Origin of the sequence: Winogradskyella sp. ECml5-4 (assembly GCF_036903175.1) — a bacterium.
Taxonomy (GTDB): Bacteria; Bacteroidota; Bacteroidia; order Flavobacteriales; family Flavobacteriaceae; genus Winogradskyella; species Winogradskyella damuponensis.
Genome location: NZ_JAYJLF010000004.1, coordinates 26,955 through 51,751 on the forward strand (window position 1 = coordinate 26,955; position 24,797 = coordinate 51,751).

A 24,797-nucleotide genomic window follows, 5' to 3' on the forward strand; every position below is an offset into this window, starting at 1 on the left:
AGATACTATATTTTATATAGTTTTGCTGTGCAAAGGTACAAAAAATCAACTAAAGTATTAGGTTATTGTTGTTAAAACCTTAAATTGTAATTAATTAGGACGTCTCAAACACACCCCATGAATCCCCAATTAACACAGATTTATTTAATGCCTGGTATGGCTGCAAATCCATCTATATTTGAGCATATAGATCTTCCAAAAAACAATTATGAAATCCATTGGCTAGAGTGGCAGATTCCCAATAAAAATGAGACACTCAAAGATTATGCTTTGCGCATGTGTACATTTATTAAACACGATAATGTTGTTTTGTTAGGCGTGTCTTTTGGAGGTGTTTTAGTACAAGAAATGAGTAAGTATTTAAACTTAAAAAAGTTAATAGTAGTCTCTAGTGTAAAGTCGCATCACGAGTTGCCAAAACGGCTTAAATTACTTAAAGTTACTAAGGCTTATAAATTTTTACCTACACAATTGATGAGTAATATTGATTTATTAGCCAAATATGCATTTGGAGAGACCATAAAAAAACGTGTGGATTTGTATAAAAAATATTTATCTGTAAATGATAAAACCTATTTAGATTGGGCTATTAAACAAATGGTTTGTTGGAGTCAAGAGGAAGCTCATCCAGATGCGATATATATTCATGGAGACAATGATGCTGTTTTTCCGCACTCTTGCGTTGGAAATTGTATCGTAATTAAGGGCGGAACACATATTATGATCATTAATAAGTACAAATGGTTTAACGAAAATTTACCAAAACTTATTGAAGGTTGAATTTGAATCTTGTTCTTAGATTGATTACATTTATAAAAAAGAAAAATTATACAATGCGCATGTTTATAGCCTTGTCATTTAGCACATATTGGTAGTGAATAACATGAAGCGTTTAAAATAAATTAAAACTTATGAAAATCATAAAAAATAGTTTAGCACTAATCGGAGTTGTTTGTATATCAGGCTTATTTATTTTTGCCATGCAAAAGGCACCAGATAAAAAAGCACCTTCAGATTATTTATTAGGTAAGGAAGATCCAATTGTAAATAGTTATAATGTATACGCATTAGAAATGCCAGAAAATTTAAATTTTGCTGGTGAACCAGTTCCTGTTGAAGATCCCGATATCTATGAGCGTATGGATAGAGAGCTATTAGTCAATACCTATTGGCAATCTAATGGTTTGCTAATGTTTAAACGTGCACAAAAGTATTTTCCTATTATAGAACCAATTTTGAAGAAAAATGGTGTGCCAGATGATTTTAAATATTTAGCAGTTATAGAAAGTGGGTTGGTACAAACAGCAAAATCACCAGCAGGTGCTAGTGGTGTTTGGCAAATTATGAAAGCTACAGGAAAAGAAAATGGTTTAGAAGTAAATACAAATGTTGATGAGCGTTATAATTTAGAAAAAGCAACAGAAGTCGCATGTAATTACTTAAAGAAAGCAAAAGAGAGCTTAGGTTCATGGACAAAAGCTGCCGCTGCTTATAATGCTGGTAATTATGGTGTGTCAAGACGTTTAAAAGAACAAGATGTTGATGGGTATTATGATTTGTTACTAGGAGAAGAAACCGGTCGTTACGTATTTAGAATTGTAGCTCTAAAAGAAATTCTTTCTAATCCTGAGAAATATGGCTTCAATTTTAATAAGAGTCATTTGTATAAGCATGTCCCAACTTATAAGGTCGAAGTCGATACTGCAGTGACCGATTTTGCGCAATTCGCAAAGAAATTTGGAATTAACTATAAGATTTTAAAACTTCATAATCCTTGGTTAAGAGAGCCGCATTTAAATAATAAATCAAGAAAATCATATCAAATAGATATTCCTGAAAAAGGGTATTACAATACTAATACTCAACCTTAATTCTTGGAATTTGTTAGAAATCATATCTGGCAAATCTTAATTGCACTCAATTATACGCTTGCATTATCTGCTGTTGTAACAATTTTACTTAAAAAATTGAACCCAACTAAAGCCCTTAGCTATATAATAGGTTTGTTGGCTGTGCCATTTTTGGGTTTAATTGTTTATTATTTTTTTGGACAAGAATATAGAAAGACTAAAATATTTAGTAGAAAGCATGTTTTAAATCAATCTATTGTAAAAAAGATTCAGGACCAATTGCAGCTTGACACTAAAGCTATTAATGAAGTAGATGAATTGCTTGAAGAAAAATCCAAACTCATTCCTTTATTATACAATAGTGAGAAATCTAAGCTTACAATTAATAATGATGTTAGGCTTATTAAAAATGGTGACGAGAAGTTTAAAATACTTATCAAAGATATAAAAGAGGCTAAACACCATATTCATCTTGAATATTTTATAATTAAAGATGATAAGATAGGTACAGAAATTCTCAATTTATTATGTAAAAAAGCAAATGAAGGCCTAGAAATTAGAATCGTAATAGATGATGTAGGAAGTTCTATAACTTCTAAAATGAAACGTAAACTGAAAGATAACGGCATTGAAATGTATGCATTTATGCCTGTCTTATTTTCAAGATTTACTGGTCAAATGAATTATCGCGACCATAGAAAAATTGCTATTATAGATGGGAAAATAGGGTATGTAGGTGGTATAAATATTTCAGATAACTATGTTAATGCCCATAATAATAGGTATTGGAGAGATACACATGTACGTATAACAGGTGAAGCTGTAAAACCACTCCAAATCTTATTTTTTACAACTTGGGATTTTGTTGGTGATGACAAATTAGAAATTTCTAAAAGCTATTTTCCAGATCATAATTGTAAAGAAAATATACCGCTTCAAATTGCCGCTAGCGGACCAGATACGGATTGGTCTAATATAATGGAAGCGATTTTTGTTGCTATTACGAATGCCGAGGATCATGTATATATAACCACTCCTTATTTTATTCCTAACAGTGAGATTATTACAGCACTACAAGTTACTGCAAGAAGCAATATTAAAGTAAAGCTTATTATACCTAAAAGGTCCGATTCATGGATAGCAGAATATGCTACTAACTCTTATTTAGAATTACTGCTAGAAGCCGGAGTGGAGGTGTACCAATACACTAAAGGCTTTGTTCATGCTAAAACCATGGTTGTAGATGGTGTATTTAGTACTGTTGGTACCACTAATATGGACTATAGAAGCTTTAATATTAACTTTGAAGTTAATGCCTTAATTTATAATAAGGAGTTTAGCCATCAATTAACAGACCTGTTTAATGAGGATTTAAAAGACTGTGAAAAGTTAGAATTAGAAGCATGGCAAAAACGATCTAAGCGCACAAAGCTTATTGAAGCTTTGGCACGACTTATGGCGCCTTTACTGTAAAATTAACGTCTACTTCTACGATTCTGTCTAGCTGAAGTCGGTTGGCCGTATTGTTGTTTAGGTATAACCGCTTTTTTCATTTGCTGCTTCATCATTTTTATTTGTTCAGCAAGCATATCTCTTTTATCTAACTTTTCAGCTTCAGCTAATAATTTTTGTGCTTCAGGTTTTCTTCGTTTAGAAAAAGCAATACCAGCTAAATTTAATTTTGCCATAGCCAAATCATGATCCATAGATAAACCTAAACTAATCGCTTTCTTAAAATAAGCTTCGGCTTCATTCATATTGGTTTGAGAAACCATAATACCATTGAGGTAATTTAAATAGCCTTGTTGTTTCTTTACTAAAGCACCTTCAGGATTTTTAATTTTGTCTAACCATTTCTTTGCTCCCGCAAAATCTTGCTTTCTTAATTTTAAAAAAGCGAGTAAAATCATTTCATTTTTAAAGTAAAGAAAAATGAATATGGTAGAAAGTAATATGTACATTATACCATTTCCAATGTAACCTTCAGTGAATTGATATATCGCATAACCTATTATTAATGCGAAAATGACTAATTTTATATTTTTATTAAACATATTTATGTGTGTTTTTGCAGAGCGCAAAGGTAATAAAAACAAAGAGTTTAAAATCTATTCAAAAAAAATCTTTTGCTATTTGCTAAAGTAAAAACTTGTTGTATATTTGCACGCAGTTTTGAGATAGCTCTCAACTTAGATCATATAAAAGGAATATTAGTTTTTAAAAATATAAGACATGCCAAAAAGAACGTTTCAACCGTCAAAAAGAAAGAGAAGAAACAAACACGGTTTCAGAGAAAGAATGGCTTCTGTTAACGGAAGAAAAGTTTTAGCACGTAGAAGAGCTAAAGGAAGAAAGAAATTGTCTGTTTCAACTGAATCAAGACATAAAAAATAATGATTAACAATTGTTAATATATTAGAGGCGTTACTTAGGTGTAACGCCTTTTTTTGTATCCATTTCTTAACTACTTTTGCACTGCAAAAAAAATATACTAGATCATCAAATATAAAGTCTCATGCCTAAAAACAACAACATAAAATCAGTATTACTAATCGGCTCAGGTCCTATTGTAATTGGTCAAGCCTGCGAATTTGATTACTCAGGTTCTCAAGCACTACGCTCATTACGAGAGGATGGAATTGAAACGATTTTAATCAATTCTAACCCTGCAACAATAATGACAGATCCTACTATGGCAGATCATGTTTATTTGTTGCCATTAACAACAAAATCTTTAGTAAAAATATTAAAAGAACATCCTCAAATTGATGCTGTTTTGCCAACTATGGGAGGACAAACAGCTTTAAACTTGTGTATTGAAGCCGATGAAAAAGGCATTTGGGAAGATTTTGGAGTGGATATTATAGGTGTAGATATTGATGCCATTAATATCACTGAAGACAGAGAGCAGTTTAGAGAGTTAATGTTAAAAATAGGTGTTGGTATGGCACCTCAAGCAACAGCAACTTCTTATCTTAAAGGAAAAGAGATTGCACAAGAGTTTGGTTTTCCGCTTGTTATTAGAGCATCTTATACTTTAGGAGGAGAAGGAGCTTCTTTTGTTTATAAAGAAGAAGATTTTGACCAGATGTTAACACGTGGTTTGGAGGTTTCGCCAATTCATGAAGTTATGATTGATAAAGCTCTTATTGGCTGGAAAGAATACGAATTAGAATTATTACGTGATAAAAACGACAATGTTGTTATTATCTGTACAATTGAAAATATGGATCCAATGGGAATTCATACAGGAGATTCTATTACTCTTGCCCCAGCAATGACCTTATCTGATAAAACGTTTCAGAAAATGCGAGACATGGCTATTCACATGATGCGTAGTATAGGTGATTTTGCAGGTGGTTGTAATGTGCAGTTTGCTGTAAGTCCTGATGATGAAGAGGAAATCATCGCTATTGAAATTAATCCGAGAGTATCGCGTTCCTCTGCATTAGCAAGTAAAGCAACAGGGTATCCTATTGCTAAAATTGCAGCAAAATTAGCTATAGGTTATAATTTAGATGAATTAGATAATCAGATTACAAAATCTACATCAGCCTTATTTGAGCCTACCTTAGATTACGTAGTCGTTAAGATTCCACGTTGGAATTTTGATAAATTTGAAGGTTCAGATCGTACTTTAGGTTTACAGATGAAAGCCGTTGGTGAGGTGATGTCTATTGGCCGATCATTTCAAGAAGCATTGCATAAAGCAACACAATCACTTGAGATTAAAAGAAATGGTTTAGGAGCAGACGGAAAGGGATATAAAGATTACGATACTATTATTGAAAAATTAACGCATGCAAGTTGGGATCGCGTATTTGTGATTTATGATGCTGTTGCTATGGGAATTCCGTTAAGCCGTATTCATGAAATCACAAAAATTGATATGTGGTTTTTAAAGCAGTATGAAGAATTATTTCAACTTGAAAGAGAAATTTCTCAATTCAAAATAGAAACTATTGAACGCGAATTATTACTAGAAGCGAAACAGAAAGGCTATGGTGATAGACAAATAGCACATATGTTGGGTTGTTTAGAAAGTCAGGTTTATAATAAGCGAAAAGAACTTAATATTAACCGAGTGTTTAAATTGGTAGATACTTGTGCGGCAGAATTTAAAGCACAAACACCATATTATTATTCAACTTTTGAAAGTGAGGTTGAAACAGCAGACGGAAAAGTGTATGTACAAAACGAAAGTATTGTTTCAGATAAAAAGAAAATTATTGTTTTAGGTTCTGGGCCAAACCGAATTGGGCAAGGTATTGAGTTTGATTATTGCTGTGTGCATGGTGTTTTGGCAGCAGCTGAATGTGGCTATGAAACCATAATGATTAACTGTAATCCTGAAACGGTGTCTACCGATTTTGATATCGCAGATAAATTATATTTTGAGCCTGTTTTCTGGGAGCATATCTATGATATCATTCAGCATGAGAAACCAGAAGGTGTTATTGTGCAATTAGGTGGACAAACCGCTTTAAAACTTGCTGAAAAATTAGAGCGTTATGGTATCAAAATTATGGGAACTAGTTACCAATCTTTAGATTTAGCTGAAGATAGAGGTAGTTTTTCAAACATATTAAAAGAGAACAATATTCCTTATCCAGAATTTGACGTTGCAGAATCTGCTGATGAAGCTTTAGCTATTGCAGATGTTTTAGACTTTCCAATATTGGTTAGACCTTCGTATGTATTAGGAGGACAAGGGATGAAAATTGTGATTAATAAGCAGGAATTAGAATCTCATGTTATAGATTTATTAAAATCTATTCCAGGAAATAAATTGTTATTAGATCATTATTTAGATGGCGCTATTGAAGCCGAAGCTGATGCTATTTGTGATGCCGATGGTAATGTGTATATCATTGGAATAATGGAGCATATTGAGCCTTGTGGAATTCATTCAGGTGATAGTAATGCTTTATTACCAGCTTTTAATTTAGGTGATTTGGTAATGCAACAAATTATAGATCATACACACACTATTGCTAGAGCATTAGATACTATTGGTTTAATTAATATTCAATTTGCGATAAAAGATGATGTTGTTTATATCATTGAGGCTAACCCAAGAGCTTCTCGTACAGTGCCTTTTATTGCAAAAGCTTACAAAGAACCTTATGTAAACTACGCTACTAAAGTAATGTTAGGTGAGAAAAAAGTAACAGACTTTGACTTTAAACCACAATTAGAAGGTTACGCTATAAAACAACCCGTATTTTCATTTAATAAGTTTCCAAACGTAAATAAACAATTGGGACCAGAAATGAAAAGTACGGGAGAAAGTATCCTATTTATTGATAGTTTAAAGGACGATCAGTTTTATGATTTATATGCAAGAAGAAAAATGTATTTAAGTAAGTAATTGGCATAGTTTTCGATGAAGTGTATAGTGTTATTCATTAATAATTACTAACTTAGCTATAATAAGGCCCAAATTATATGAAAAAATTACTACTCATTTTTATATCGATATTCACTTTTAGTACTATGTCTGCAAATGCGACATGGAATGTAAATGGTGATGTTAAGTTTATAGAAAACGCTAATTATATATCTGATTTAAGTGAAAATATTGCTTTATATCAAGATGAAGGTTTTAAAATTTCACCGAATCCTTCAAAAAATAAGTTAAATATTAAATTGCCTGCGTCATCTGAAAATATGACACTCGAAGTATTTGATGTTTTAGGTAAGCGTATTCATAAAAGTACAATTACTAAATTGGAAGCTTCAGTAGATGTTTCTAATTGGAAAACTGGCGTATATCTTGTGAAAATTTCAAACGAAAAAGAATCACAAACCAAACGCTTTATCAAGCAATAAAGGAATACAAAAAACAAATAAAGAGCTGCTTCAATCTTGATAACTATCAAAAGGAAGCAGCTTTTTTTATTAAAAATCAAGTTTTACACGATAATCCTTTAATTGTTCTAAGTGTTGGTCTACATTTTTATAAAGGTTCTCTAAGTCGGCACTTCGTTTGGTATCACTATCCCGTCTAATTATAGATTTAATAAAACGCTTGGCGGCTAATTTATTAGTTAAAATTAAACCTGGAACTGTAACTGTATTTCCATCTTCATCTACAGCAACCATAATAAAATAGGAAGAATTACAGTGTTTCTTTTCGCCTGTTCTAATATTTTCAGATTCTACTCTTATACCTACAACCATAGATGATTTGCCCACATAGTTAACAGAAGCTTTCATGGTTACTAATTCGCCAACTTCAATTGGGTTTAAAAAGTTAACCTTATTAACAGAGGCCGTGACGCAATAACTACGAGAATGTTTTGAAGCGCAAGCAAAAGCAACATTATCCATTAAACTTAAGATATAACCTCCGTGAATTTTTCCTCCAAAATTAGCATAGGATGGTTTCATTAATTCTGAAATCTGAATTCTAGAATCTTCCGTAGTTTTAAACATAATTGATAAGATTTAAGTATAGCAAACTAGTAATTATAGCAATGCCAAAACTGATTAATGTACCTATTAAAATGTATTCGGTAAGTTTTCGTTCTTTAGATGCTGTTAGGTCACCAAATCTAAAAACGGATTTTGCAGTAATTAAAAATCCTACAGCCTCCCATTGCCCGACAATAATAAAAATAAAAACAAGAAGCCGTTCTAAAACACCAATATATTGACCAGCATCTTTTAAAGACTCATTGTTTTTGGTAAGTTTAGCAATATTCCATTTAGAAAATATGGTTTTCATTATAATGGACGTGGGTTGGGTTAAAAAAGCCAAACAAAAAATTAATAAAATTAATGGATTACTTATTGTAAATGTAAAATCAAAATTATTTTCGCTAAATACTGCCGCTATTCCTACGATAGAAGTAAAATGTAACAACTGGTCTGTAAAAAAGTAAAACCGTTTGGTTTTTTTCTTTTGAAGAATGAGTTTTAAAGCATCAATGATAAAATGTGAAACACCAATACTTAAAATTAGTAGCGTATATGATGTATCCCAAAGCATAAGAAACATTAAAGCAATATGTATGGCTATATGAACGTACAGCCAAATAGATTTTAGCTTTTTTTCTTCTTTGTCTTTTACCCATTTTAAGGGCTGCAAAAAGAAATCGCCAATAAGGTGAGCAAGACTAAGTTTTAAGAGTAATACAATCATAGTTGTGCTATTTTTTGTCTGTATACGGCGTCTAAATTTAAAATTTCATCTAAATAGGCACGTTTTTGGCGCTTGCTTACTGCATCTTGACTAATACCAATAATTTTAGCTAATTCGGCTTGAATCATATTAGGATGCTCTAAACTTAGTTTTACAATTTCAGCAGAGTTAACTGTCCAATTATCCATAGCTATTAATGCTAATCTAAAATACAGGTTAATTTCTTTATTTATGGTGTTATTGCTTGTTTTTAGTTTTAGATTTTGTTTTTCCTTTTTAAGGGTTTCAAAGGTTTCTCCAGAAAATATAAACGCTTCACCATTAGATTCGCTTACAGAATGTCCTTGATAATTTTTTGTGCCTATGCCAATTGACATGCGTACATCTAAACCTTTTACAGATTTTAAACAGGCTTTTATATATACAGCAGTTATAAAACTATCTTCAATAGTATGTAGCTCTAATTGAAAGCTGTCGCCTCTATAAATAGCATATAATGACGCATTATCTGATACTTTTGATAATGCAGATTTTAATGGATTAAGCCACAAGTCGTCATTGTTTGCTTGTCTTGATTTTATAATATCTCCTGTGATAATGCTAATCATATTAATTACATTTACACTGTAAATATATGCCTTTATAACGGAATAATATAATTTATGCCTTTAAAACGGAATATTTTTAATTATGCTTTTTAAGTGGAATAAATTATTAATCATCTTCTGTAGCACGTTTAATAATACTTTCAGGAAGCGCTTTCTTGGCTTTAGCACCCATTTTTTTGATTTTTTCTACACGAGAAATAAGATTACCTTTGCCATCTACTAATTTATTCATAGCAGCAGAATAGTCACTTTTAGCAGCATCAATCTTTTTACCAACACCCGTTAAATCGGTTACTAAACCTTCAAATTTATCATAGAGTGCTCCGGCTTGTTTGGCAATTTCTAAAGCATTTTGTTGTTGTTTTTCGTTATTCCACATCGTGTCAATTGTACGTAACGTCGCTAAAAGTGTAGAAGGTGTAACAATGACTATGTTTTGTTCAAAAGCTTTATTATATAATGAATTGTCGTCATTTATAGCGACTGCAAAAGCAGGTTCAATAGGAATAAACATCAATACAAAATCTGGAGATTCAATATCATATAAATCCTGATAATTTTTAGCAGAAAGCTGATCGACGTGCTTTTTTATAGAATTAACATGCGCTTTTAAAAAGATAGGACGTTGGTCTTCTTCGGCGTTTACAAACTGTTCGTAAGCAGTTAGTGACACTTTAGAATCGATAATCATTTTTTTAGAATCTGGAAGATGTAATACTACATCTGGCATTACTCGAGAACCATCTTCGCGCTGAAAATTTTGTTGTACAAAATACTCACGGTCTTTTTCTAAACCCGATTTTTCTAAGACACGTTCTAGCACTAATTCGCCCCAATTTCCTTGCGTTTTACTATCTCCTTTTAAGGCTCTTGTAAGGTTAGTCGCTTCTTTTGCCATTTGTAGATTTAGGTCTTTTAAGCCTAATAATTGCTCTTTTAAAGCCGAATGCATACTGATGCTTTCTTTTTGAGTATCTTCAACTTTCTTTTCAAATGTTTTGATTTTTTCCTCTAGCGGATTTAAAATATTCTTAATATTTTCTTTATTCTGAAGCGTAAATTTTTCGGATTTTTCATCTAAGATTTTAGAAGCCATTAATTCAAAATCCTTTCGCAATTGTTCTTGTTGTTTTGCTAATTCTTCGTCGCGTTTTAAGTTTGCTTTTTCAAGATTTTCGTATTCCGAATTACGTCTAGAAAGTTCCGTATTTAAAAAATCTTTTTCTCGTCTAATGGCTTCACGCTCACTTTCAATTTTAGAAATGGTTTCTTTTAATTCCGTTAATTGCTGTGTAAAGTATTGGTCTTGTTTTTGGTTTTCGGCTTCAGAATAGGTTTTAAATTCATTGAATTGCTGCTGAAGATTAGTATTGCGTTCTTCTAAAGTACTTTTGTCACTTTTACTTTTTAATTGCGAAAATTTAAGGCCTATAAAAGCTCCAATTCCAGCGGAAATGAAAATGGTAATAATAAGAATAATGGTATCGTTCATGTTTAAAATTGAAATTTATCAAAGATACATTTTTAGCTTGAAGAATGAAGGATTTAGTTGGAAGCTCAAAAGCATAAATTCTTTCTCTAAGTTTTGACGTTAAACTTATAAAACATGAGCTAAGATTGAATTATTCTATAAAGCATCTGGTTTTAGAGGTTGAATTTTAGAAAGTTAAGTGCTAAAAACTAAAGAAGGTAATGCTTCTAGAAACTTTAAAAACTCTTAAGTCAGAACGGCTAACTCTTAACTAACTTTCTTATATTTGATGCTTCAAAAAAATCAACATAAATGGCACTTTCACCTCTTAATGCAATTTCACCAATTGATGGTAGATACCGATCTAAAGTAGAAAAATTAAAAGATTATTTTTCAGAAGAAGCACTAATAAAATATCGTGTTTTGGTAGAAATCGAATATTTTATTGCGCTTTGTGAATTACCATTGCCACAATTAGAATCGGTTTCAAACTCTGTTTTTGAAGATTTGAGAGCTATTTATAAGAATTTTACAGCTGTTGATGCTTCTGCAATTAAGGACATTGAAAAAGTAACTAATCACGACGTAAAAGCTGTTGAGTATTTTATTAAGGAAAAATTTGAAGCATTAGGTTTATCGGCATATAAAGAGTTTATTCATTTTGGATTAACGTCTCAAGATATTAATAATACAGCAATTCCTTTAAGTATAAAGGATGCTATGAATGATGTATACGTACCTGAATACCGTTCATTGTTACAAAAGATAGAAGACTTGGCAAAAGATTGGGCAGATATACCAATGTTAGCTAGAACACATGGTCAGCCAGCTTCGCCTACACGTTTAGGTAAAGAGATAGAAGTTTTTGCAGTAAGATTAAAAGAGCAGTTTAACTTATTAAACGACGTGCCTAGTGCTGCTAAATTTGGTGGAGCAACAGGTAATTTTAACGCTCATAAAGTAGCTTACCCTAATATTGATTGGAAAGCCTTTGGAACTAAATTTGTACAAGAAAAATTAGGTTTACAGCATTCATTTCCAACCACACAAATAGAGCATTACGATCATGCAGCAGCATTGTTTGATGGTTTAAAACGTATAAATACCATTATTATCGATTTAGATAGGGACATTTGGACGTATGTATCGATGGATTATTTTAAACAAAAAATTAAAGCTGGTGAAGTTGGAAGTTCAGCAATGCCACATAAAGTAAATCCAATAGATTTTGAAAATAGTGAAGGTAATTTAGGTATTGCAAATGCTATTTTTGAACACCTATCTGCAAAATTACCAATTTCTAGATTGCAACGTGATTTAACGGATAGTACGGTTTTAAGAAATGTTGGTGTGCCTTTTGGACATACACTTATAGCATTTAAATCTACAGTTAAAGGCTTAAATAAATTATTGTTGAATGAGTCTAAATTTGCTCAAGATTTAGAAAATAATTGGGCTGTGGTTGCTGAAGCGATTCAGACCATTTTAAGACGTGAAAGTTATCCTAATCCTTATGAAGCTTTAAAAGGGTTAACAAGAACTAATGAAGCGATTACCCAAACGTCTATTTCAAATTTTATTGATACCTTAGAGGTTTCTGAAGCTATTAAATCTGAATTAAAAGCTATAACACCAAGTAATTATACTGGAATCTAATTGTTTTAGACCTGTGAAATTTATACCAACAACTAAAGATAGTATTGCTTTAACAGCTGTAACCATTTTAACCTTAAGCTTGTTTGTTTCAGGTTTATTAAATGTGTTAGACTATCTTATTGTTAAAACGGTATTGCTTATAGGTTTTGTATTACTTTTTATTTTTGCTCTTGGTTATGCTTTAAAAAATGAAACCAAAAAAAATCATCCAGAAGACAAGCCTCAGGATGATTCTTATTAACATTTAAATACATACCAAATAAAATTCTATTTGGTTTGTGTCAGTGTATTCAAATTTCTTTATTTAAAAAAGTCAGTTAAACCTTTTAGGTTTGTGTCTTCAAAATTTGCGTGCTCTAAAACAGAACTTAAAGTCATAAGTTTACCAGCATTCATATTATCGCCTAGAATTCTTGCAATCATAAAGCCTTTATCTTCAATGTTCCCAAATATGATGAGTTCATCTATTTGATCTATTTCACCTAGAAATTTTACTACAAATTTTCCGTCAGTTGTATTGCCTCCACGTATTAATTCTTCGTATTTAGGATTTTTTAAAATGGTGTTTACCTTTTCTAATTCTAGCTTATATTCTGAAGCATCTGTGTCTTCTTTCATATAGGTAAGCACATTTAATTTATCTACAGAATCGTATGCTTCTTTCTGTTCTTCAGTCATGTCTACGTCTTCAACATTAACTAAACTTGTTGGGACATCAAATGAAGCAAAGCCAGGCTTTAACTCGTTATCTACGTAATAGGTTTGTAATGAAGTCTCTTGATTACAGCTGGTAAAAGCTGTAACCAAAAGCAACATTACTATTGATTTTTTGATTGATTGTTTCATGAGTTTATATTTTTGTTTTTATTATGGACTCATGCGGTTTGCGATGTGTCATTTGATTAAATGATTAAAGCTTTTAGCATGCTTATCTCATAATTTTAGTTTTTCTTTTCGCCTGCTTTCTTTAGTTGCTCTCCACCTGGAATATCCATTTGGTTAGTGATTTTTGATACTTGTCTTAAGTCTATATCGCCAGTTAAGGTCATTACTACAGTTTCAAACTCACGTTTTTTACCATTAATTTCGATATTTTGGTCTTTAGTCAATTCTTTTAAACCTGTAATAAACATTAATAATTCCTTTACATGGTTATCGTCTTTTCCTTCTTTTACGTAAAATTTTACGGTTTGGTCACCATCTTTAATACGCATAAGTTCTTCTAATGCAGATGATTTTAAATATTTTGCAACCGTTGCATTCATGTCTGCCGCTATTTTTGTATCTCCGGTAGTGAATACTTTAAAACCTGTAATATTGTTTGCCATTTCAGCATATTCTTTCATTTCTGGGTCATCTATATCTATACCCATTGTAGCTAACATTTTAAACATTTTCCCATTAAGAATAACAGAAGCTACTCCTTTTTGGTCTTCATATTTATCAAATACACTTTGACTAAATCCAGTTACTGATATAAGCATTGCTGCTACGATTACTACTATTTTTTTACTCACGGCTGTTTTATTTTTTAGGTATTCGTGAAAATTCTTTAAATTTTTCATTGTTCTTGTTTTTAAATTTTGATTTCTAATTCTTTAATAATTTGTTTGTTGTTTCACTAAATTCTGTGATATGATTGGCTTTTTCAAGACCAACATTAAAATTTTCTGAAGCTAAGCTTAAGGTTTTTAAGCTAGAGGCTCCGTCGTTAAAATTATTTGAAAGCATTGCTAAAGCTTCTTTTGCTTCCAAATACATTTGTTGTTCCTCTGGCGAATAATCTGCTAGAGTTTTTGGCCCGCTATTCCAATTTGGAATAAAGAAACCAAGCATTAGAATAGCCACAGCTGCGACAGAAATCCATTGATACAATTTTGTTTTCTTAGTGTTTAATGGAACGTCTTTGGTGTACTGTTCTTTTTTTGATTCAGAAAAGTATTGAAACATAGGCTTGTAATGCTCTAAATGTGGTGCCACATTGTCGCTTAAGAAATACGCTTTTAATTCTGCTTCTTCCTTTAGCGTTGTTTCTGCATTGTTATACTTTTCTAGTAATGTTTCTATATTATTTAATACCATGTTGATGTGTATTAGTTAATTTTTCTCTTATTGTTTTTCGTGCTCTTGATAAATTAACGCGTATTGCGGTCTCATTCATGTCTAGCATTTTTGCTATTTCTGCAAAATCGTATTCTTCAATATCTCTTAACTGCACTATTATTTTTTGTTGTTCTGGAAGGTCTTCCATTATTTTAGAAACCCAATCCACACTGTCTTTAGCTTCAACTTGTTTTTGTAAAGACGTATTATTATCCGTGTAATTACTATGAACAATTTTTAAATTCTGTGCTTGTTTTGATTTTAAACGATCTAAGCAAAAATTCTTGGTCATGGTCATTGAAAACGCTTCTACATTTTTATAGTCACCAATCTTTGTTTTATTCTTCCATAATTTCAACAATATTTCTTGTGTAGCATCTTCTGCTTCTTCACGAGATACTAGTAATCGTTTCGCTAAACGAAAGACTTTATCCTTAAATGGCAACACGATTTCTACAAAATCAGTTTGTTTCATTATTAGTTTGATTGATTGGCGAAAACAATTATTAATTGCCTTCTACTGTTACGACGATACACTTTAGATTTTGTTACAAAGTTTTTTTATTTATAATAATGTCAGTAAATTTAGAGTTTTACATTTATATGTAAACTACTGCTATTAAAAGAAAAAATTAAATATGAAAAATTTAAAAAGTTGTTGCGAACACATCATACATGCCTGTGTCGTGAGAAAAAAAATGAAAGTTTTACTACTGGCATGTTTGGTGTTAGTTTCAGTAACCAGTTGTTTTGAAGATGCTGATGATAATATCATTAGAGCTTCTACATTAGAAATTAATGACTTTGTATGGAAAGGTATGAATGCCGTTTATGTGTATAAAGACAATATTCCTGATTTAGCAAATGATCGTTTTGACTCAAGTGAAACTTATACAGAGTATCTAAATAATTTTTCTTCGCCTGAAGATTTATTTGAAGACTTACTTTATTTGCCAGACGATGTTGATGAGTTTAGTAGAATTTATCCTAATTATTACGATTTAGAGCAATTACTACAAGGCACAAGTCTTAGTAATGGGATGAAATATGGTTTAGTACAATTGCCAAATGCAGCTAATGATATCATAGGCTATGTACGTTATGTTTTACCTAATTCTGATGCTGCTTCAAAAGGAATTACAAGAGGGATGATTTTTAATACAATTGATGGAACCGCTTTAACCTCAGTTAACTATGGGGATTTGTTGAGTTCTACATCTTATACTGTAGGTTGGGCTAACTATGATAATAATGGAACACCCGAAACACGAACAGATGATATTATTACAAGTAATGGTGAGTCTGTGTCAATTACAAAAACAGAGTATACTGAAAATCCTATTTTAACTCACAATGTATTTAATATTGATGGGAATTCTATAGGTTATTTAATGTATAACGGCTTTAGAATAGGAGATGCTAATCTTAATGAGCTTAATGCTGTTTTTGCCGAATTTCAATCATCAGGTGTTTCTGATTTAGTTTTAGACTTACGTTATAATGGTGGAGGAAGTGTGAGTACCGCTATTTGGTTGTCATCAATGATTACTGGTCAAAATACGGGAGACATCTTTTTTAAAGAAAAATGGAATAGTGAAATTCAAGCGGCTAGAGAACAAGATGATCCAGAATCTCTTATCAACCGATTTGTAGATGAAATGGTTAAACGAAACACAAATAATGAAATAACCTATCAGCAACCTATTAATAGTTTAAATCTTAATAAGGTTTATATTATTACCACAGGAAGTAGTGCGTCTGCAAGTGAATTGGTTATTAACGGATTGTCTTCTCATATCGAAGTGGTTCAAATTGGTTCAACCACAAGAGGTAAACCTCAAGCATCAGTGACTATATATGATTCTGAAAATTTAGGTAGAGAAAATGCTAATCCAAACCATACGTATGCCATGCAACCTTTAATTTATGAAGCAGAAAATTCAGCTGGATTTTCAAGTTATTACGATGGTATTGATCCAACAGAAGGCTTTGGTATCACAGAACTCTATGAAGACCTTGGACAACTTGGTGATGTTAATGAACGCTTATTAGCAGAGGCTATTGCAGATATTACAGGTTTTGGGCGTTCAGTAATTTCTGCGCAACGACCATTAAAACATTTAGACCAAAAAAATATTGAAAATCCCTTTCTCTATGATATGGTAGATGATCGTCCTCTAAACAAAAATTTTTTACAGCCATAAAATGAAAAAGCCGCTTCTACAAAATGTAAAAGCGGCTTTTTTTTGCTTATTAGAAACTATAATTAATTAAAATATATTTTTGAAGCAACCACAGGTGCGTTAAAACTATTTATTAACGTATGGCTCGCTTCGTCAAAAATAAACAACTGACCTGCACTGCTGTAGTCTACTGCATCTGCAAAATACAAACGGTCATCTTTTGCAGCCATTCCATACAACGTAATAGCTCCTGTTGAAAAAAGAGGTGTTGTTGTTACAGCAGTAGCATCATCTGTTATACTTAAAACTGAATTTCCAAGGTTGTAATAAAGATTTCCATTTAAATACATCATCAATTCAGGGTGTTGTCCATCTGAAAACTCTAATGCTGTAGATACCGTATTTGTTGTCATATCTATTTTAGTAATTGCAGCCTTAGTTTCGTCTCCTGTCCAAGCTGGCTTTCCACTACTTAAAACTACTAAATCGCCATTGTCATTCACAATCATTTCATCTGGGTTATCATGTACCGTAATTGTAGTTGTTAGAGCATCTGAAGATGTATTTATCACTGAAACAATATTATTTGTACCATAAGCTCCTTTATGAGACACATATACCGAATCGTCTACAGCTAAAATTTGCTCTGGACCATTACCAACAGCTATAGTGCTGATTATCTCATTAGAAGTTAAGTCTATCACAGCTACAAAATCATCAGTTTCATCAACAGGATCTCCCCAATTAGATACATAGCCTTTACCATTTGCAAAAGCAATATATCTTGGTGTTGTTAATCCTGTAGAAATCGTCGCTAATTTTTCAAAAGTATAACGGTTAACTACAGTAATTGTACCAGCATCTACTACAATATAAGCCTTGTCATCATTAAAGCCTAAAGATTGTAAATACACACCTGTTGCTTCATTATTAACATTAAAATAAATTTGGTTTTCTGATGTCATTAAATCTTCAGAAATAAAAGAAATAGAAGACGGTCCTCCTTCGCCACTAACTATAATTCCATTTTCATAAGCACCCAAAGGTTCAGAAGATGTTGCATCATCGTCGCTAGAACATGAAACGATAAATAATGACATTGCAAAAATTGATAAAATGATTTTTTTCATTGTACTTGTTTTAAAATTTATATTGAATTTGAAAATTAAAATTACGATCTGGCATGGGTCTAAATGCCACGTTCTCGTATACGGTATTAAATAGATTATTCACCTTTAGGCTTACATCTATTTGTTGTGATTTTGTTTTGAATAACTGATAATTAACACCAAAATTACTTACCTGATAAGCCTCTACACTATAAAAGCGGCCAGACAAATTTTCTGGAGTTGTATACACTTCTCCGTTATATAAATGCTGAAGAAATAATGACATCCGTTTGTAGGCATAAGCTAAGTTTATATTGGCTTTATGGTAAGGCACATAAATTAATTGTTTGTTGCTTTCTAAATCTTCTGAAATGTTATACGCATAATTGAATTGTAGTGATAGATGATGTTCCTTAATTTTTTTAGAAACATCTAAGCTTGCTTCTGCACCATAGTTTTGTGTTTTAGCAACGTTTTCTGGACTCCAAAATCCTGAAGTATTAGGTTTCCATTGGATAAGATCGGTGGTCTTTATATAAAAAACGTTTAGATTAAGTTTAGCATTTTTATATGTTATGTCTTGTCCTAAATCAATTTGATAAGAATTTTCGGGTACTAAATCTAAATTACCTCCAGGCTGCCAATACAAATCGTTAAATGTAGGTACACGGTAGTTTTTAGACCCATTTAATTTTAATTTATAATTGTTGGAAATCTCATAGGCTACATCAAAAGAAAACAACAACGGACTTTCAAAGCCTGAAGTTACATCCTGTCTTAAATTTAATCCATATTGCCATTTCTTATTAGGAGTATATTGAAGTAACGCCGTCGTTGAAAATTCTTTCCGGTTAGGATCACCAAAACTACTTCCACTGCCTTCGTAATAATTATAAGATACTATCGGTTTCAATTTTAAATTAGTTAATAAATCAATATCTGCCGTATAGTTAATGAGGTAAGTGTTTACCTTTCCGAAGGTATAATTCTCCGTGTTTTTATTTCCAAAATATTTAAAGTGCTCTTGTAAATGTGCTACTTTTAATTTTGAAAATGCTTTATCACCTTGACGCGACCATTCTAACATGGTTCTAAAATTTTGATCCTCGTATTTCGCTAAAGAAGGTGAACTTATGGTTCCAGAAAATTCGCGTTCTCCTAAAAACGTTTGATGATAAAGTTTTAAGACATCTTTATTGGATAAGACATAACCGGCGTTAGCATTAATACTTCCATTGTAATACGCTCCGTTTGTATTGCGTTTGTCTGTATTTAGGTATTTATAATCATTGTCAGAATCAATATAATTCAGCCCGATATTAAAAGACCATTTGTTTTTGCCATAAGACGACAAATAACTGAGATTTTTAGTGTTATAACTTCCATAAGATAAGGTTACAGTATTGTCAAAATGAGGACTAAAACTTAAGGTGTTATTTAAATGGATACTACCACCAATGGCACCACTACCATATTGAACGGATCCTCCGCCAGAACGTATCACCACATTTTTAAAATTACTCGTACTAATGGTATTAAAATCGGTTTGACCCGTCAGTTGTGAATTAATAGAAATACCATTCCATATCACAGCCGTTTGTGAAGCATTAGTGCCTCTAAATGACGGAGAAGATACCATACCATAACCATTCTCTTTAAAATAAAGATTAGAATTAAAACGTAAAATATCGGTAAATGAGCTTCTATTTTGTTGAAGTAAAGAATCATTAAGCACAGTCACTTTGTAGCCATGAGCAAAGCGCTTTAATTTCACATCACTTAATACAACTTCATCCAGTTTCTGAATAGAATCAGTGGATGTTTGTGCCTTAGCAACGCTACCAAATAATAGCAATAAAAATAAGAGTACTACACGTATCATTCTGCAATCACTTTTATCCCGAAAGTTTGATTTTTTTTGTTGAATTAGGCAGGTCTCCTGACTTGCGTCTTGCTATTGGTCTTCCCATCCCTAAGTTTTAGGACAGTGACATTGAAGGTAATAACAAGCATCACACTAATGTGACTAAGCTTACAGTTGCGGGAACAGTACAAGAATGAAGAGTTCCGATTTTTAATCGTGCCTCTTTTCACTTGATTCCCTTTTAATCTAATCGGTTAACGACTAGAACCTAATTTCGGCGCAAAAATAGAATAAGTTATGAGATTAATCGTCCTTTTTCTTATTCATTTTATAGATTAAATAAATGAAGCCGATTAAAAAATGTGCAATGATTATTCCTGCAACGATATATAGTGTTAAATTTGAATCGTCTCTCATGACTGTAGTTTTAACAAAGTTAAAAATTCAATACTTAAATATTAGTTACAAAGGTTACATATGAAAATCATTAAGTTCTTAATTCTTCTGCTTATCGTTAGTGCATGTAAAAATGAAACTAAAAACGACAACAGTTTACCACAAACGAAAACAAAAGACATCGCTTTAAAATATGCTGAAGGTTTTAAAATTTCGCAATCAGATCATAGTAAAACAATAGAGATTACTAAGGCATGGCCAGAGGCAGAAAAAACATATACCTATTTATTACTTACAAAAGAACAAGCTGCAAAAACCACTTATAATAAAGCTGATTATGATGGGGTTATTATTACACCAATTACTAAAACGGTGGTGACATCTACGACTCATATTCCGGCATTGGAATTATTAGGCGTTGAAGAAACCTTAATTGGTTTTCCTAGTACAGATTATATTTCTTCAGAAAAAACTCGAAAATTAATTGATGAAGGAAAGGTTAGAGAGTTAGGAAAAAATGAAGGTATTAATACAGAAGTATTGTTAGAACTCAACCCCAATGTGGTGGTTGGTTTTGGAGTAGAAGGTGTAAACAAAACTTTTGAAGTGATTAAAAAAGCTGGTATTCCAGTGATTTATAATGGAGATTGGGCAGAATCTTCTGCTTTAGCAAAAGCAGAATGGATAAAATTCTTTGGAGTACTTTTTAATAAAGAAAAAGAGGCCGATTCTATATTTAATACCATTGAAAAAGAATATTTAGCAGCTAAAGAAATTGCAGAAAAAGCAAAAACAAATCCTACTGTTTTAAGTGGAGCTATGTACAAAGATGTGTGGTATTTGCCTAAAGGTTCTAGTCCTGAAGCTCAATTTTTAAAGGATGCTAATGTAAATTACCTTTGGAGTGAAACAACAGGAAATGGCAGTTTATCTTTAAGTTTTGAAGCGGTTTTAGTCAAAGCTAAAGATGCTGATTTGTGGTTAAGCCCTTCGTATTATGGTAGTTTAGAGCAGTTAGAAAAAGCAAACCCGCTTTATGCTAATTTTAAAGCTTTTCAAAATAAAAGTATATATACATTTGTCAATAAAAAAGGCGGAACAGGCGGAGTTTTATATTACGAATTAGGAACCGCAAGACCAGATTTAGTGTTAAAAGATTTAATTAAAATTGCGCATCCAGAATTACTCGTTGATTATACTCCTTACTTTTTTGAAAAATTAAAATAGCATTAAAGATAGGGCGACACGTTTTTGTAATAAGAGTTTAATTATAAATGTAGAGATGCTTTATTCTTTAGAATGCCAAAACAAACAAATGAAATTTAGCCATACATATTCATTTATAATTCTAATCGTAATTTTACTATGTTGCTTTGTGCTAAACATTAGTTTAGGTTCTGTAAGTATTCCATTTTCTGAAGTTTTTGGAAGTCTTTTTGGAAATATTGATAATATGACTTCGCAGGTAATTATTACAAAAGTGCGGTTGCCAAAAGCCATTACGGCAATTATGGTGGGTTCTGGTTTGGGAATTTCAGGATTGTTAATGCAAACGTTATTTAGAAACCCTTTAGCAGGTCCTTTTGTTTTAGGAATTAGTTCTGGTGCTAGTTTGGGTGTTGCTTTAGTGATTTTAGGTTCTGGACTGTTTGGCGGATTGTTTGCAACGGCTTTAATTTCTAAATGGAGTATCGTTATTGCGGCAAGTTTGGGGAGCTTTTTAGTGCTTTTAGCAGTTTTGGCAGTTTCAAGCAAAGTAAGAGATACAATGGCAATTCTTATTATAGGCTTAATGTTTGGAAGTATTACAGCAGCTGTTGTGAGTGTGCTTTCTTATTTTAGTTCGGCAGAACAATTACAACAATATATCTTTTGGGGATTTGGTAGTCTAAGTAATTTATCTTGGGAAGAGATCTTAATTTTCTTTGGCATTTATAGTCTAGGAATTATTCTAAGCGTTTTTTCTATTAAGGGGCTGAATGCTTTATTATTAGGCGATAACTACGCAAAAAGCTTAGGTTTGTCTTTGAAATCAAGTAGATTCATTATTATCTTTGCCACGAGTTTAATTGCCGGAACCATTACCGCATTTGCTGGTCCAATCGCATTTATCGGTTTGGCAATTCCACATTTAACTCGGCAAATATTTAAGACCTCAAATCATAAAATATTATTGCCTGCTGTGTTTTTATTTGGAGCTATTGTAATGCTTATTTGCGATAGTATAGCGCAAGTTCCAACAAGTGATTATATGTTACCCATTAATGCAATTACGGCTTTAGTTGGTGCACCTGTGGTAATTTGGTTATTAGTAAGACAGCGGAGAATGATGTTTTAGTTTATTTAAAACATGATAATAGAAACTGTAAATTTCTGGAAGAGAAATACAATTAAGATTAGTTTTATTGCATTATCATTTTCAGTATTGTTAGGCTGTAAAACGTATCAGCCTACTAAAGAACTTCAAGCCGTTTTTAATCTTCAAGAGTTAAAAGATCTTGAAACTATAAGAACCTTTTTTATTAAGGATATTATGGATTTAAAGGAAGAAGATTTTCATTTAACATTTAGAAGTAAAATTGAAAGATTGGAAGCTTCGGGGTTTGCCACAATAAGTCCTAAAAAAATAAAACAATTATTTAATTCTATTTCAAAATCTACTTTTGATGAAATATGGGAAATAAAAAAACAAAAGCGAAGTAGAAACAACGAAGGCTCTTATGAGTATTTTGTGCCTAAACGAAATAGTAAATATTATGACTTTTTAAATCGTGTTACCGAACATAATTCTATGGTCAAGCAATATTATGATACCACAATAAAAGCAGGCGATTTTAATCATTCATCAATGCTAAAATACACCTCTGATAATACCTTAGATTTTGATTTAAAAAACACAAATGTCCAAATTGTAATGGCTATTCATTATATTTCAATTTGTTATGAAAATAATATTGCTAATCAATTAATCTATTAGTGTTACAATCTAAAGACAATATCATTCTTAAAGTAGAGGATTTAGCCATTGGTTACAACACCAAAAAGGTTGAAACTGTTGTTGCCTCAAACATAAATTTTGAATTAGAAAAAGGACAACTTATTGGTTTAGTTGGAGCCAATGGTATTGGTAAATCCACTTTATTGCGTACCTTAATTAAGGTACAGCCTGCTTTGTCAGGTAAAATATTGCTTAATAGTAAAGATTTAAAATCAACATCAACCATAGCGCTTGCAAAGCAATTGAGTATTGTATTAACAGAGCCTTTATTATCTAAAAATCTTTCGGTTTTTGAATTGGTTGTATTGGGAAGACATCCTTATACCAATTGGATAGGTAATCTTTCTGAAGACGATTTAACTATCGTTAATAATGCGTTAGAGTTAGTTAATATTTCTGAGTTAAAAGATAAAAAATGTTACGAGCTTAGCGATGGTCAGCTGCAAAAAGTAATGATTGCTCGTGCTTTAGCTCAAGATACAGATGTGATTGTTTTAGATGAACCAACAACACATCTCGATATGTATCATAAAGCATATATATTAAAATTGCTTCAAAAATTAACTAAGGAAACAGGTAAAACCATTCTGTTTTCATCTCATGAGATTGATTTGGCCATACAATTATGTGATACCATGATTGTAATGCAAAAGGATAAAGTCGTGTGCGATCAACCTTGTCGTTTAATTACTTTAGGGGTTTTTAATTCGCTTTTTCCAAAGGATTTAATTGTTTTTGACAATACATCAGGAAGTTTTAGAGTCTCTAAATAGTTCCAGTTTTTAACTTGGCTTTTTTGTGGCTTTGCAATAAATTTTTGTTGCTGTAGTACTAACGTTTAATTTTTTTTAAAATCTGTTTGGCACGAGCTTTAAAACCTGAACTTTGTATCTGAAAATCACGCTCTAAGATAATTGTCAATTCAGGGTGTATCCAATCATATTCAAGTCCTAGTAAGTATAGCGCATTCATAGCATAAGCTTTTGGTGCAATTTTTTGGTCACTAATCATCCAATCAAAACAAGCTTCTGTGATTTTTTCTTTATGTGTTTCTGTTAGATGGGTTTTAATTAAATGGTCCGTTTTAGAATAGTTGGCTTTAATGAGGTATTCACAAATTTTGGCAACAGGTCTAACGGCTGGATCTAAGTGAACTTTTGATATGTTTTTGGTAAATGTGTTAAGATGTGGAATAATAGCCTCTAATTTTTCACCACACATAAACTCAAAAACCCAAGCCGCTCTGCATGATATTTTATCATCTACATCAAATAAAATTTCTAAAAGAGGTGTGATTATTTCTGGGTTATCAATAACGAGATAGGCATATTTTAATCGCTTTTCGCGTGAATGATTTACATAATTTAATTCTTTATAGAGTTCTGCTTTGGTCAATAGAAAATGATTAATTT

Annotated in this window: 25 protein-coding genes and 1 riboswitch; of the genes, 13 read left to right on the forward strand and 12 right to left on the reverse strand. The window is 31.7% G+C overall.

Annotation, left to right across the window (positions count from 1 at the left end):
- Positions 1-117 precede the first annotated feature (117 nt).
- The 3 genes from VDP25_RS04505 to cls all read left to right on the forward strand — a co-directional run bounded on the left by VDP25_RS04505 (position 118) and on the right by cls (position 3,323).
- Positions 118-780, forward strand: coding sequence for an alpha/beta hydrolase (locus VDP25_RS04505; protein ID WP_215925311.1), 663 nt, complete (start codon positions 118-120; stop codon positions 778-780).
- A gap of 131 nt (positions 781-911) precedes the next feature.
- Positions 912-1,871: a lytic transglycosylase domain-containing protein gene (locus VDP25_RS04510; RefSeq protein ID WP_334467326.1), complete on the forward strand. Its 960-nt coding sequence runs from the start codon at positions 912-914 to the stop codon at positions 1,869-1,871.
- A 3-nt stretch (positions 1,872-1,874) separates the two neighbouring features.
- Positions 1,875-3,323: a cardiolipin synthase gene (gene cls / locus VDP25_RS04515; RefSeq protein WP_334467328.1), complete on the forward strand. Its 1,449-nt coding sequence runs from the start codon at positions 1,875-1,877 to the stop codon at positions 3,321-3,323.
- Positions 3,324-3,325: 2 nt separating this feature from the next.
- Here the strand turns inward: cls and VDP25_RS04520 are convergent, their stop codons facing one another.
- Complete coding sequence (locus VDP25_RS04520) at positions 3,326-3,904, reverse strand: DUF2892 domain-containing protein (protein WP_215925308.1); 579 nt, start codon at positions 3,902-3,904, stop codon at positions 3,326-3,328.
- Positions 3,905-4,082: 178 nt separating this feature from the next.
- Here VDP25_RS04520 and rpmH point away from each other — a divergent pair, with 178 nt between their 5' ends.
- The 3 genes from rpmH to VDP25_RS04535 all read left to right on the forward strand — a co-directional run bounded on the left by rpmH (position 4,083) and on the right by VDP25_RS04535 (position 7,682).
- Positions 4,083-4,244: a 50S ribosomal protein L34 gene (gene rpmH / locus VDP25_RS04525; RefSeq protein ID WP_115818167.1), complete on the forward strand. Its 162-nt coding sequence runs from the start codon at positions 4,083-4,085 to the stop codon at positions 4,242-4,244.
- A gap of 121 nt (positions 4,245-4,365) precedes the next feature.
- On the forward strand, positions 4,366-7,221 hold the full coding sequence (gene carB, locus VDP25_RS04530) for a carbamoyl-phosphate synthase large subunit (protein ID WP_334467334.1): 2,856 nt from the start codon (positions 4,366-4,368) through the stop codon (positions 7,219-7,221).
- Positions 7,222-7,298: 77 nt separating this feature from the next.
- Positions 7,299-7,682 carry a T9SS type A sorting domain-containing protein gene (locus VDP25_RS04535; RefSeq protein WP_334467336.1) on the forward strand — a complete coding sequence of 128 codons (384 nt, stop codon included), beginning with the start codon at positions 7,299-7,301 and terminating at the stop codon, positions 7,680-7,682.
- Positions 7,683-7,751: 69 nt separating this feature from the next.
- Here VDP25_RS04535 and VDP25_RS04540 read toward each other — a convergent pair whose 3' ends face one another.
- The 4 genes from VDP25_RS04540 to rmuC all read right to left on the reverse strand — a co-directional run bounded on the left by VDP25_RS04540 (position 7,752) and on the right by rmuC (position 11,097).
- Positions 7,752-8,288 carry an acyl-CoA thioesterase gene (locus tag VDP25_RS04540; protein ID WP_215925305.1) on the reverse strand — a complete coding sequence of 179 codons (537 nt, stop codon included), beginning with the start codon at positions 8,286-8,288 and terminating at the stop codon, positions 7,752-7,754.
- Positions 8,281-8,997, reverse strand: coding sequence for a DUF3307 domain-containing protein (locus VDP25_RS04545; RefSeq protein WP_334467338.1), 717 nt, complete (start codon positions 8,995-8,997; stop codon positions 8,281-8,283). Before VDP25_RS04545 ends, VDP25_RS04540 begins: the two co-directional genes overlap by 8 nt.
- The gene (locus tag VDP25_RS04550) at positions 8,994-9,605 is read right to left on the reverse strand and encodes a transcriptional regulator (protein WP_334467340.1); all 612 of its coding nucleotides are present in this window, start codon (positions 9,603-9,605) and stop codon (positions 8,994-8,996) included. Before VDP25_RS04550 ends, VDP25_RS04545 begins: the two co-directional genes overlap by 4 nt.
- Positions 9,606-9,711: 106 nt before the next feature.
- Positions 9,712-11,097, reverse strand: coding sequence for a DNA recombination protein RmuC (gene rmuC, locus VDP25_RS04555; protein ID WP_334467342.1), 1,386 nt, complete (start codon positions 11,095-11,097; stop codon positions 9,712-9,714).
- A 291-nt stretch (positions 11,098-11,388) separates the two neighbouring features.
- Between rmuC and purB the strand changes: the two genes are divergently transcribed.
- Positions 11,389-12,732, forward strand: a complete 1,344-nt coding sequence (gene purB, locus VDP25_RS04560) for an adenylosuccinate lyase (RefSeq protein WP_334467344.1) — start codon at positions 11,389-11,391, stop codon at positions 12,730-12,732.
- A gap of 13 nt (positions 12,733-12,745) precedes the next feature.
- Positions 12,746-12,973: a hypothetical protein gene (locus tag VDP25_RS04565; RefSeq protein ID WP_334467345.1), complete on the forward strand. Its 228-nt coding sequence runs from the start codon at positions 12,746-12,748 to the stop codon at positions 12,971-12,973.
- A gap of 59 nt (positions 12,974-13,032) precedes the next feature.
- Here VDP25_RS04565 and VDP25_RS04570 read toward each other — a convergent pair whose 3' ends face one another.
- The 4 genes from VDP25_RS04570 to VDP25_RS04585 form a co-directional block, all read right to left on the reverse strand.
- On the reverse strand, positions 13,033-13,578 hold the full coding sequence (locus VDP25_RS04570; protein WP_334467347.1) for a DUF4252 domain-containing protein: 546 nt from the start codon (positions 13,576-13,578) through the stop codon (positions 13,033-13,035).
- 95 nt (positions 13,579-13,673) lie between these two features.
- Entirely contained in the window at positions 13,674-14,297 is a 624-nt protein-coding gene (locus VDP25_RS04575; RefSeq protein WP_334467348.1) for a DUF4252 domain-containing protein, read from the reverse strand.
- A 25-nt stretch (positions 14,298-14,322) separates the two neighbouring features.
- A complete protein-coding gene (locus VDP25_RS04580; RefSeq protein ID WP_215925298.1) occupies positions 14,323-14,814 on the reverse strand; it encodes a hypothetical protein in 492 nt (163 codons plus the stop codon).
- The gene (locus VDP25_RS04585) at positions 14,801-15,310 is read right to left on the reverse strand and encodes an RNA polymerase sigma factor (protein WP_215925297.1); all 510 of its coding nucleotides are present in this window, start codon (positions 15,308-15,310) and stop codon (positions 14,801-14,803) included. Before VDP25_RS04585 ends, VDP25_RS04580 begins: the two co-directional genes overlap by 14 nt.
- A gap of 223 nt (positions 15,311-15,533) precedes the next feature.
- On the opposite strand from VDP25_RS04585, the gene VDP25_RS04590 reads away from it, so the two are divergent.
- The gene (locus tag VDP25_RS04590) at positions 15,534-17,039 is read left to right on the forward strand and encodes a S41 family peptidase (protein WP_334467349.1); all 1,506 of its coding nucleotides are present in this window, start codon (positions 15,534-15,536) and stop codon (positions 17,037-17,039) included.
- Positions 17,040-17,101: 62 nt separating this feature from the next.
- Here the strand turns inward: VDP25_RS04590 and VDP25_RS04595 are convergent, their stop codons facing one another.
- Together VDP25_RS04595 and VDP25_RS04600 are read right to left on the reverse strand one after the other, a co-directional pair.
- Positions 17,102-18,148, reverse strand: coding sequence for a YncE family protein (locus VDP25_RS04595; RefSeq protein WP_334467350.1), 1,047 nt, complete (start codon positions 18,146-18,148; stop codon positions 17,102-17,104).
- A gap of 10 nt (positions 18,149-18,158) precedes the next feature.
- Positions 18,159-20,009, reverse strand: coding sequence for a TonB-dependent receptor plug domain-containing protein (locus VDP25_RS04600; RefSeq protein ID WP_334467351.1), 1,851 nt, complete (start codon positions 20,007-20,009; stop codon positions 18,159-18,161).
- 30 nt (positions 20,010-20,039) lie between these two features.
- Positions 20,040-20,278, reverse strand: a riboswitch (cobalamin riboswitch).
- Positions 20,279-20,468: 190 nt separating this feature from the next.
- On the opposite strand from VDP25_RS04600, the gene VDP25_RS04605 reads away from it, so the two are divergent.
- The 4 genes from VDP25_RS04605 to VDP25_RS04620 all read left to right on the forward strand — a co-directional run bounded on the left by VDP25_RS04605 (position 20,469) and on the right by VDP25_RS04620 (position 24,158).
- Positions 20,469-21,614 (forward strand): ABC transporter substrate-binding protein, encoded by a 1,146-nt coding sequence (locus VDP25_RS04605; RefSeq protein WP_334467352.1) that lies wholly within the window; start codon positions 20,469-20,471, stop codon positions 21,612-21,614.
- An 88-nt stretch (positions 21,615-21,702) separates the two neighbouring features.
- The gene (locus VDP25_RS04610) at positions 21,703-22,725 is read left to right on the forward strand and encodes a FecCD family ABC transporter permease (RefSeq protein ID WP_334467354.1); all 1,023 of its coding nucleotides are present in this window, start codon (positions 21,703-21,705) and stop codon (positions 22,723-22,725) included.
- Between the two features lie 12 nt (positions 22,726-22,737).
- Entirely contained in the window at positions 22,738-23,364 is a 627-nt protein-coding gene (locus tag VDP25_RS04615; protein WP_334467356.1) for a hypothetical protein, read from the forward strand.
- Positions 23,364-24,158, forward strand: coding sequence for an ABC transporter ATP-binding protein (locus tag VDP25_RS04620; protein ID WP_334467357.1), 795 nt, complete (start codon positions 23,364-23,366; stop codon positions 24,156-24,158). Before VDP25_RS04615 ends, VDP25_RS04620 begins: the two co-directional genes overlap by 1 nt.
- Before the next feature lie 58 nt (positions 24,159-24,216).
- Here VDP25_RS04620 and VDP25_RS04625 read toward each other — a convergent pair whose 3' ends face one another.
- A complete protein-coding gene (locus VDP25_RS04625; protein ID WP_334467359.1) occupies positions 24,217-24,780 on the reverse strand; it encodes an adenylosuccinate lyase in 564 nt (187 codons plus the stop codon).
- Positions 24,781-24,797: the final 17 nt, after the last annotated feature.